The organism is Micromonospora echinofusca (assembly GCF_017614955.1).
In the GTDB taxonomy this organism is placed as follows: Bacteria; Actinomycetota; Actinomycetes; order Mycobacteriales; family Micromonosporaceae; genus Micromonospora; species Micromonospora echinofusca_A.
Genome location: NZ_WVUH01000296.1, coordinates 1 through 9,195 on the forward strand (window position 1 = coordinate 1; position 9,195 = coordinate 9,195).

Genomic DNA, 9,195 nt, shown 5'->3' on the forward strand with positions numbered 1-9,195 from the left:
GGGACGACCCGTGGCCCGAGCGGCCGGTGGGGGTGGTCGCGGTCGGCTCCCGGCGCCGGCCCCGGCTGGTCGGCTCGCTGGCCGAGCGGATCGCCGCCGTGGGGCGGCTCCCGCTGCTGGGTACGGTCCGCACCGAGGGCGGCGGCGGGGGAGCGCGGGGCAACAGCGCCCAGCGGGTACGCGCCCTGCACGGCTCGCTGGTCGTGCCGGACGAACTGGCGGCGACCCTGGCCGGGCTGACCGGGCCGGTCCTGCTCGTCGACGACCTGGTCGACTCGGGGTGGACGATGACGATGGCGGGCCGGCTGCTGCGGCGGGCCGGCGCGCCGGTGGTGCTGCCGTTCGCCCTCGCGGTGGCCGGCTGAGCGGGCGTCGGACTGCCGCGCGGGGTGCCCGGCTGAGCGGGGCAACCGGGCATGGTCAGGGCCACTGCCGGAGGGACCACGACGAGCATCGATACGGGCGGCGGGTATCGTGGCGGGCATGACGGCAGATGTGCCGACGGCGGCGCCGACCACCACCGACCCCGGGACCATCCGGCTCGCGCTCATCGTGGGCGGGCTGGTGGTGGCCCTGGTCGCCGGGTTCGCGGTCGGCCGGTTCGCGGTCGGCTCCGCGAGCACGCCGGCAGGTGGCGTGCCGGCCGGGGCCCTGGCCGAGCACTCCCACTCACCCGGTACGGGCGCGCACGACCACGGCCCGGGTACGCCCGACGACACGGTCGGCGGGCTGGCACTCAGCGAGGCCGGTTACACCCTGACGGCTGAGCAGACCACCTTCGCCGTCGACCGGCCGCAGGAGCTGCGTTTCCAGATCCGGGACGCCACCCGACGCGCGGTCACCGGTTTCGCGGTGGTGCACGAGAAGCCGATGCACCTGATCGTGGTCCGCCGCGATCTGACCGGTTACCAGCACCTGCATCCGACGATGTCCACGGACGGCACCTGGCGGGTGCCGCTGACCCTGACCGCGGCGGGCAGTTGGCGGGCGTACGCGGACTTCACCGCCCTGGACGCGGCGGGCCGGCAGACGCCGGTCACGCTCGGGGTCGACCTGCTCGCGGCGGGGGACCACGCGCCGCGTACGCTGCCGCCGGCCACCCGGACGGCGACCGTCGACGGCTTCACCGTCGGGTACGAGGGCACGCCGCAGATCGGTGCGAGCGCCCCCCTGCTGTTCCGGATCTCCGCCGACGGTGCCCCGGTCACCGGGATCGAGCGTTACCTCGGCGCGTACGGCCACCTCGTCGCGATCCGCGAAGGCGACCTCGGCTACCTGCACGTCCATCCCGAGCCGGCACTGGTCGACGGCGCGGTGAAGTTCTGGCTCAGCGTGCCGTCCCCGGGTCGCTACCGCCTCTTCTTCGACTTCCAGGTGGGCGGCGTGGTGCGGACGGCGGAGTTCACCCTCACGGCTGGCTGAGCAGGGCCGCCAGGCGCGGCTCGACCCGCCACTGCCGGACCAGTTCCCGGTACTCCGCGAGCTGCTCGGCGGTGCCGTCCGTACCGCTGCGGCGGGCCCGGAGCAGCAGGTTGCGCGGGGTGTGCCGGGAGTCGACGAACTCGACCACGTCGACCCGGTAGCCGTGCAGCCGGAGCAGTGCCGCGCGCAGCGCGTCGGTCAGCACGTCGGCGAAACGTTCCCGCAGGATGCCGTGCCGGGTCACCGCGCCGTACGGCTCCGGGGTGGGGCGGGCGCGTAGCTGCGCCGCCAGCTCGTGGTGGCAGCACGGGGCGGCGAGCACCCAGCGGGCCGACCAGCGTACCGCCCGGGCCAGGGCCTCGTCGGTCGCGGTGTCGCAGGCGTGCAGCGCCAGGACCAGGTCCGGGGCGGGGTCGACGGCGGCGTCCAGGATCGTCCCGGCGACGAACCGGACCCGGTCGCCGTAGCCGAGACGGTCGGCCAACTCGGTGTTGCGCCGCCGCTGGTCCTCGCGGACGTCGACGCCGACGAGTTCCACGTCGAGCCCCCGTCCGGTGAGGTAACGGTGGGCGGCGAAGGTCAGGTACGCGTTGCCGCAGCCCAGGTCGACCACGCGCAGCGGCCCGGTGAGGTCGTCGGGCAGGGTCGCGGCGAGGGCGCGGAGGAACGCGTCGACCTGCCGGCGCTTGGCGGCGGTGCCGCCGATCACGTCGAAGATCGGATCGCCCGGGTCCAGCAGGTACGCCTTCTCCCGGTCGTGCCCGGCGGGGGCCACCTCGGGGCGGGCCGTCGCCGCCCGGTGGACCTGGGCCTCCCCGGACTTGGTGACCCGGAGCTGGACGGTCGTGGTGGTCGTCTCGACGTGCCAGTTGCCGAACGGTTCGGCCAGGAGTTCGTCCACGGCGGCGCCCGCCTCGGCGCCCTGCGCCACGTTGCGGGTGTACGGCCGCGACCCGTCGGACGTGGTGATCTGGAGCCGGGTGCCCGACTTCAGGCTGACCGGACGCAGCTCGGCGCGGACCACGGACGGTCGCTGTCCCCGGCGGCGGCCGGCGGCGACGGCGCGGGTCAGGCCGGGGTCGAGGAGCAACCCGCGTACTTCGGCCAGGGCGGAGTCGAGCTGTTCGGGCATCGCTCCATCATCCTGGTCGCCGGGTCGGCGCTCCCCGCCGGGCCGGGCCGGACGTGGCGCCGCCCACCGGGCCGGGCCGAACGCTGCGGCAGGTCGCTACGGACTCCGACGGGGGCGTGGCATCACCCACCGGGCAGGACGGCTGGCAGACGTCCCGTTAGCGGCACCGAAGTGGATTTCACGTCTCGTTCGCTCGGAACCACCCCATCTGGTGTCGTTGTCCGGAAACTGGCTCACCTTCCGATTGCGGACCCGATGATGACCTCGGTCGTCTGTCCGATATGAGGAGGTATTTCATGAAATTGCCACGGATAGTCTGTGTCGCGTTGCTCGGCGCCGGGCTGTTCCTCGGGTCCGCCAGCGCCGCCTCGGCGGCCGACTCCACCGGCACCGACGGCTCCACCTGCCGGCCCGGAGTCCCGCAGACCGCCCCGGAGACAGACCGCTACTTCCAGGGGGAGCCGGCCTTCGGCCCGGCCGAACTGCCGACCAAACCGCCGGTCGGCCCGCTGTTGATCGGGTACGAACGCTTCGGCGACCTGACCGAAGCGGAGTTCGTCGACACCTACCGGTCCGGCGGGAACTACATCTTCCCGCCCTCGGACGGGTTCCTGATCGAGAACGGCCAGCCGGTCAAGTACCCGAAGGAACTGCGGCCGGGCGTGCGCGTCGACCGGTTCGGCTTCCCGGGCGGGTCGTTCCTGGCGCCGGTCGACACGCCGTTCGCCGAGCGGTCGCTGCCACCGCAGAGCCTGAACACCCCGGACGGTACCCCGCTGAGCAACTACCACGTCTACTGCGTGGTGCGTCCGTTCACCGTGTCGGCCGGTCCGATCGCGCCGTGGTTCGGCCAGCCCGGACTCGGCGTGCAGTACAAGCTGGACCTGGCGTACCTGCCGACGGCCGGGGCGAACCTCAGCGTCACCTGGCTGCTGGCGAACGGGTACCTGGTCGAGGAGAAGCCGGCCTACCACCACCTGCTCGCCCTCGGGTCGACCGGTGGTGACCGGGTCGGCGGCCCGGACGGCCGGCTGGAGGACGGCCCCGACGGGCCGGGCATCTTCGAGGAGTCCGGCAGTCTCGACGGGCCGGTCGTCTTCGACGAGTCCGGCATCTTCGAGGAGCCGGGTACGGTCGAGCGGTCCGGGGACGACGTCACCGGGGACGACCTCGACCCGGCTGACGGGCCCGCCTGGGCGGCCGGGGAACCGGTGGCCGGTGACGACACCGCCGGACCGGCGGACCGCGTACCGGCCGGCTCCGTCGGCTGACCCATGGAACAGGTGATCGGATTGGACCGGTACCGGCTGCGAACCGCACTCCGGTCGGCCGGGGTGCCCCTGGCGGCGTTCTGGCTGGCCGAGGTGAACGAGCCGGGACCGGTGCCGACCGACTACTGGTTCCTGCGCCGGACCCCCGACGGGCAGCGCTGGGAGATCGGCGCGTACGAGCGGGGTGTGCACGACGTCCGGGCCGTGTTCGACACCGAGGACGCCGCGTGTGTCGCGTTCTACCAGGCGCTCACCGGTCGACCGGCACCGTCGTCGGGCAGGCTGCCGTGCGTCGGCACGGCGGTGGTACGACTCAGTCGGTGGTCGCCTCGGCGGGCGTACCCGCGCCGGAGCCGCTGCGCCGGCGACGCCGACGGCGCGGCTTCGCCTCGCCCTCGACGGTGGTCACGTCCCCGCCTGCCTCGGCGGTGACCACGGCGGTCGGCTCACCGCTGACCACCTCACCGGCCCGGCGGCGACGCCGTCGGCGGGGGGTACGCGGGGAGTCGTCGTCCGCCACCACGGTCTCGTCGACGGCGGCGGCCGGAGTGTCGTCGCCCCGGCGGGACCGGCTGCGGCTCCGCTCGCCCCGGTCACCCCGCTCGCCCCGGCCGGTGCCCCGGGTCCGGCTCTCGCCGCGCCGGGACCGGCCACCCAGGTCCTCCTCGACCTCGGCGGAGAGCCCGGCCCGGGTGCGTTCCGCGCTCGGCAGGGTGCCGCTGACGTCGGTCGGGATGTCCAGGTCGGTGTAGAGGTGCGGGGAGGTGTGGTACGTCTCCGGCGGCTCGGGCATGTCCAGCCCGAGGGTCTTGTCGATGATCCGCCAGCGCGGCATGTCGTCCCAGTCGACGAAGGTCACCGCGACGCCGGTCGCCCCGGCCCGGCCGGTACGACCGATCCGGTGCGTGTAGGTGTCCTGGTCCTCCGGGCAGTCGTAGTTGATGACGTGGGTGACGCCGCTGACGTCCAGCCCCCGGGCCGCCACGTCGGTGGCGACCAGGATGTCGATCTTGCCAGCCCGGAACGCCCGCAGCGCCCGCTCCCGGGCACCCTGGCCCAGGTCACCGTGCACCGCTGCGACCGCGAAGCCCCGGAAGTCCAGGTCCTCCGCGACCCGGTCGGCGGCCCGCTTGGTCCGGGTGAAGATCATGGTCAGCCCACGGCCCTCCGCCTGGAGGATGCGTGCCACCACCTCGATCTTGTTCATCGAGTGGGTGCGGTAGACCAGTTGCCGGGTCAACGGCGACGGGCCGGTCTCGGCGGTGTGCCCGGCGTGGATGGTCACCGGCTGCCGCAGGAAACGGCGGGACAGCGCGACGATCGGGTCCGGCATGGTCGCCGAGAAGAGCATGGTCTGCCGGTCATCCGGCAGCATCGCCAGGATCTTCTCCACGTCGTCGAGGAAGCCGAGGTCCAGCATCCGGTCGGCCTCGTCGAGGACCAGCGCGCGGATCCGGTCCAGCCGGAGGTGCTTCTGCTTGGCCAGGTCCATCAACCGACCGGGCGTACCGACCAGGATCTCCACCCCGGTACGCAGCGCCTCGATCTGCGGCTCGTACGCCACCCCGCCGTAGATCGGCAGCACCCGGACGCCCCGGGTCTTCCCGGCGGCGGCGAGGTCCTTGGCGACCTGGATGCCCAGCTCGCGGGTGGGAACGACGACGAGCGCCTGGGGCAGACCGTCGCTGCCCTCGCCCGGGGCGAAGACCCGCTCCAGCAGCGGTACGCCGAAGCCGAGGGTCTTGCCGGTGCCGGTCGGGGCCTGCCCGATCAGGTCGCTGCCGCGCAGGGCGATCGGCAGTGCGTACTCCTGGATGGCGAAGGCCCGGGTGATCCCGGCCTCGGCGAGCGCCGCCACGGTCTCCGGACGGGCGCCGAGGTCGGCGAAGGTGGGAGCTTCCGGACGAACCGGTGCGTCGGCGGTCAGCTCCGGATCCGCCATGATGTTCTCGATCTGCTCACTCATGTGTCTGTGGGGGTGCCCTCTCGTGGTGCGCCCCATCGGTCCAAAGGGCGCGGTATCGGTATGGCGCGGGCCACACGGTCGACGGCAGGCTGCCGAGGTCTCAAACCGGGCCTGTCGGGTCGAACCGGGCCGCACGCGCGCCGTAGGCAGCAACTTCGATGACTCAGACGCCCACGGCAACTGCCCCATGCTACCTGACCGGGGTCGGCGTCGTCCCAGGTTGCGGCGGGGGTACTTGTCGGCAGGGTCGACGAATGTGACGCCGGTCACTCTCGCGGCCGGTCCTTGCTGCCACTGTCCCCCTGCGTAACGCGGGGCCCGGCGCACGTCTTCCCGCCCGGCCGGTGCGGCGGTGCAGCGGTACCCTGCGCTCGTGTCCGCCCCCGTAGAACCCACCGAGGCCGTCGTCGACCTGCTCGGCCTGGTCGCGTACGGCGAACTGCTCGCCTTCGACCGGCTGGCCGCCGACGCGCGGCTCGCCCCCGACCTGCGCCGCCGCGCCGCGCTCTGTGAGATGGCCGCCGTCGAGATCACCAACTACCGACGGCTCGCCGACCGGCTCGCCGAACTCGGCGTCACCCCGGACGACGCGATGGCGCCGTACGTCGACGCGCTGCAGGCGTACCACGACTCGACCGAACCGAAGGACTGGCTGGAGGCGGTGACCAAGGCGTACGTCGGGGACGCCCTGGCCGACGACTTCCTCCGGGAGATCGCCGACTCGCTGACCGGGCCGGACCGGCAGCTCGTCCTCGACGTGCTGCACGACTCCCGCTACGACGAGTTCGCCGCGGGCGAGATCCGGGCCGCGATCGCCGCCGACCCGAAGGTCGCCAACCGGCTCTCCATGTGGGCCAGGCGGCTGCTCGGGGAGGGGCTGTCCCAGGCGGGCCGGGTCGCCGCCGAACGGGGCGCGTTGACCGCGCTCGTCGTCGTACGCTCCGGCGACCAGGCCGGGGCCCAGGCGTTGTTCGGCCGGCTGACCGCCGCGCACACCGCCCGCATGGTCGCCGTGGGGCTCAACAACTGAACCGTCGACGGGACGCCCGGCAGCCGGTGAACGGCTACCGGACGTCCCGTCAGGCGAAAGGGCGACCGCCGGTCGTGCTCAGCGAACGGTGAAGCCCACCGCTCGGGGCGACGCCTCGGCGATCTCGACATAGGCCAGCTTGGCGACCGGCACGATGATCCGCCGGCCCTTCTCGTCGGTCAGCGACAGCGTGCCCTCACCGGCGATCGCATCGGTCACGATCTGCTCGATCTCGGCCGGCGACTGCGCGCTCTCCATGACCAGTTCGCGCGGCGCGAACTGCACGCCGATCTTGACCTCCACGTGGCCTCCTCATCCTGGGCGAAAACTGCCGCCGTGGGAAGGCTAGCCGATCCTGGGGGCAATGGTCAGGCTGACTCGATCTGCCCTGCTCAGGCAGGCTCACCCTGTAACGGAAAACTGGCAATCCCCCGCCAGCTGAGTGCGGCGAGCAACGCCTCGGCCTCCGCCTTGGGCACCTGCCGGCCACCGGCCAGCCAGAACTGGGCCGCCGTCTCGGCGGCACCCACCAAACCGGAGGCGAGCAGCTCGGCGTGGGCCCGGCTCACCCCGGTGTCCGAGATGATGGTGTCGGTGATCGCCGCGATGCAGCCCTGCTCGACGCGTTCCACCCGCTGCCGTACCGCCGGGTCGTTGCGCAGGTCCGACTCGAAGACCAGCCGGAACGCCTCGCTCTCGTGGTCCATGAAGTCGAAGTAGGCCCGGACGGCGCCGCTGACCCGCTCCTTGTTGTCGGTGGTGCCGCTCATCGCGTCGTGCACCTTGGCCACGATCGCGTCGCAGTGCGTGTCCAGCAGCGCCAGGTAGAGCTCCAGCTTCCCCGGGAAGTGCTGGTAGAGCACGGGCTTGGAAACCCCCGCCCGCTCGGCGATGTCGTCCATCGCCGCGGCGTGGTAGCCCTGCGCGACGAACACCTCCTGCGCCGCCGCCAGCAGCTGCTTGCGCCGAGCCGATCGTGGCAGGCGCGTGGGACGGCCGGCCGTCTGTGCGCCGTTCCCCGCAGCTGTCATGGGTACCTCCGAATATGTCTCCGTACGGGCCTTCTACTACCCCAGATGGCCGGGTCAACCGCCCGGCCGTCGAAATAGCCCGCCGCTGTAACTTATCGCCACTGTCACCACACGGTAGCCTCAGCGGAGGCGACCAAGGAGCGCGCGGTGGACGAAGCAGGGCAACCCGGGGCCGCCACCCCGGGAGAGCACGACGACAGGGCGGGTCGGTCCGACGACCCCGCCCGTTCGTCCGGCGGTTGGGCCCCCCGCGAAGACGGTTGGTCGTCCCCGGTCGACGACCGGTCCCCAGCCCCCTGGGCACAGCCGGAGCCGGGCACCGGATGGGCGGCCAGTTCCGCACGTCACGGCGATCTGCCGGCACCGCTGCCGGGTGGCACCCCGGCCGAGCCGGTCCGGCAGGTGAACGGTCGGTCGTTGAACGGTTACCGTCGGTGGGACCGCTACCCGACGGACCCGGGCACACCGGTCAGCGCACCACCGGGGGCGGAGCCCCCACTCGAACCGCCCACCCAGGACCGTCTGATGGTGCCGGCCCAGCGGCCGGCGCCGGCGGGTGAGCAGACCCGGCTACGGCTCGTTCCGCCGGTCGGCGACACCGACCTGTCCCGGCACCTCGACGACGATCCGTCGCCGCACGCCGGAGAGGAACCGGTGCGGCACACCACCGACGGGTCGGCCCGCTACCCGGGTGAGGAGTCCGCCCGCTACCCGGGTGAGGAGTCCGCCCGGCACGCCCACGGCCCGGACGACCCGTCCCGCACGGTCGAGCCGTCCGCCGGTCCCGGCGCCGAACCGGCAGGCTGGCGCGAGTCACTCCGGCCGGCGTCCGCGCCACCGGTCACCGGTACCCCGGTGGCCGCCGCAGCGGCGGGCGGTCCGCCGTCGTCCAATTCGCCGGTACCGCCGGAACCGGCCGATCTCCGGGCAGCCGACCGCCCGACCGAGGGCGGTGGAGCCGGTACCGAACCGCACCGGCCACGCTGGGCCGGCGCCTTCGGCGACCCGGTGAACCGGCACGAGGAACCACCCGCCCACCCGGACGAGGGGCGGGTCCGGCACGGCGCCGGCACCTCCCGTCCGCAGCAGTCCGGCTGGGCGCCACCCTGGGCGCCGGAGGACCCGCAGCCGAGCGGGCGGCGGGCCCGGAACGAGTGGTCACCGAGCTGGTACCCGCAGCCGACCCCGCCCGGCGTACCGGAGCCGGAGCAGCAGCCGTACCCGGGCCACCCGGAACGACCGACGCCGACGCCAGCGGCCGGACCGGTCACCGGACCGTCCTATCCGGACCCGTCCCGGGCCGGCGAGGGCCACGATCCGGGTCCGACCCGCCCCGCCTACGC

At 73.5% G+C, this 9,195-nt stretch carries 7 protein-coding genes and 2 pseudogenes; 5 read left to right on the forward strand and 4 right to left on the reverse strand.

Going from position 1 to position 9,195, the window contains the following annotated elements; all coding sequences use genetic code 11:
- Together GSF22_RS25935 and GSF22_RS25940 are read left to right on the forward strand one after the other, a co-directional pair.
- Window positions 1-365, forward strand: a pseudogene (locus GSF22_RS25935) (recombinase RecQ); the annotation flags it as partial.
- A gap of 118 nt (window positions 366-483) precedes the next feature.
- Complete coding sequence (locus GSF22_RS25940; RefSeq protein WP_208816356.1) at window positions 484-1,422, forward strand: hypothetical protein; 939 nt, start codon at window positions 484-486, stop codon at window positions 1,420-1,422.
- Here GSF22_RS25940 and GSF22_RS25945 read toward each other — a convergent pair.
- A complete protein-coding gene (locus tag GSF22_RS25945) occupies window positions 1,409-2,554 on the reverse strand; it encodes a class I SAM-dependent methyltransferase (protein WP_208816357.1) in 1,146 nt (381 codons plus the stop codon). The genes GSF22_RS25940 and GSF22_RS25945 overlap by 14 nt on opposite strands.
- Before the next feature lie 296 nt (window positions 2,555-2,850).
- On the opposite strand from GSF22_RS25945, the gene GSF22_RS25950 reads away from it, so the two are divergent.
- Window positions 2,851-3,825: a TNT domain-containing protein gene (locus GSF22_RS25950; RefSeq protein ID WP_208816358.1), complete on the forward strand. Its 975-nt coding sequence runs from the start codon at window positions 2,851-2,853 to the stop codon at window positions 3,823-3,825.
- A gap of 313 nt (window positions 3,826-4,138) precedes the next feature.
- Here GSF22_RS25950 and GSF22_RS25955 read toward each other — a convergent pair whose 3' ends face one another.
- Window positions 4,139-5,791, reverse strand: a complete 1,653-nt coding sequence (locus GSF22_RS25955; protein WP_208816359.1) for a DEAD/DEAH box helicase — start codon at window positions 5,789-5,791, stop codon at window positions 4,139-4,141.
- 373 nt (window positions 5,792-6,164) lie between these two features.
- On the opposite strand from GSF22_RS25955, the gene GSF22_RS25960 reads away from it, so the two are divergent.
- The gene (locus tag GSF22_RS25960) at window positions 6,165-6,821 is read left to right on the forward strand and encodes a ferritin-like fold-containing protein (protein ID WP_208816360.1); all 657 of its coding nucleotides are present in this window, start codon (window positions 6,165-6,167) and stop codon (window positions 6,819-6,821) included.
- A gap of 78 nt (window positions 6,822-6,899) precedes the next feature.
- Here the strand turns inward: GSF22_RS25960 and GSF22_RS25965 are convergent, their stop codons facing one another.
- Entirely contained in the window at window positions 6,900-7,124 is a 225-nt protein-coding gene (locus GSF22_RS25965; protein ID WP_208816361.1) for a DUF3107 domain-containing protein, read from the reverse strand.
- Between the two features lie 89 nt (window positions 7,125-7,213).
- Window positions 7,214-7,852, reverse strand: a complete 639-nt coding sequence (locus GSF22_RS25970) for a TetR/AcrR family transcriptional regulator (protein WP_208816362.1) — start codon at window positions 7,850-7,852, stop codon at window positions 7,214-7,216.
- 525 nt (window positions 7,853-8,377) lie between these two features.
- On the opposite strand from GSF22_RS25970, the pseudogene GSF22_RS25975 reads away from it, so the two are divergent.
- Window positions 8,378-9,195: pseudogene (locus GSF22_RS25975) on the forward strand (hypothetical protein); the annotation flags it as partial.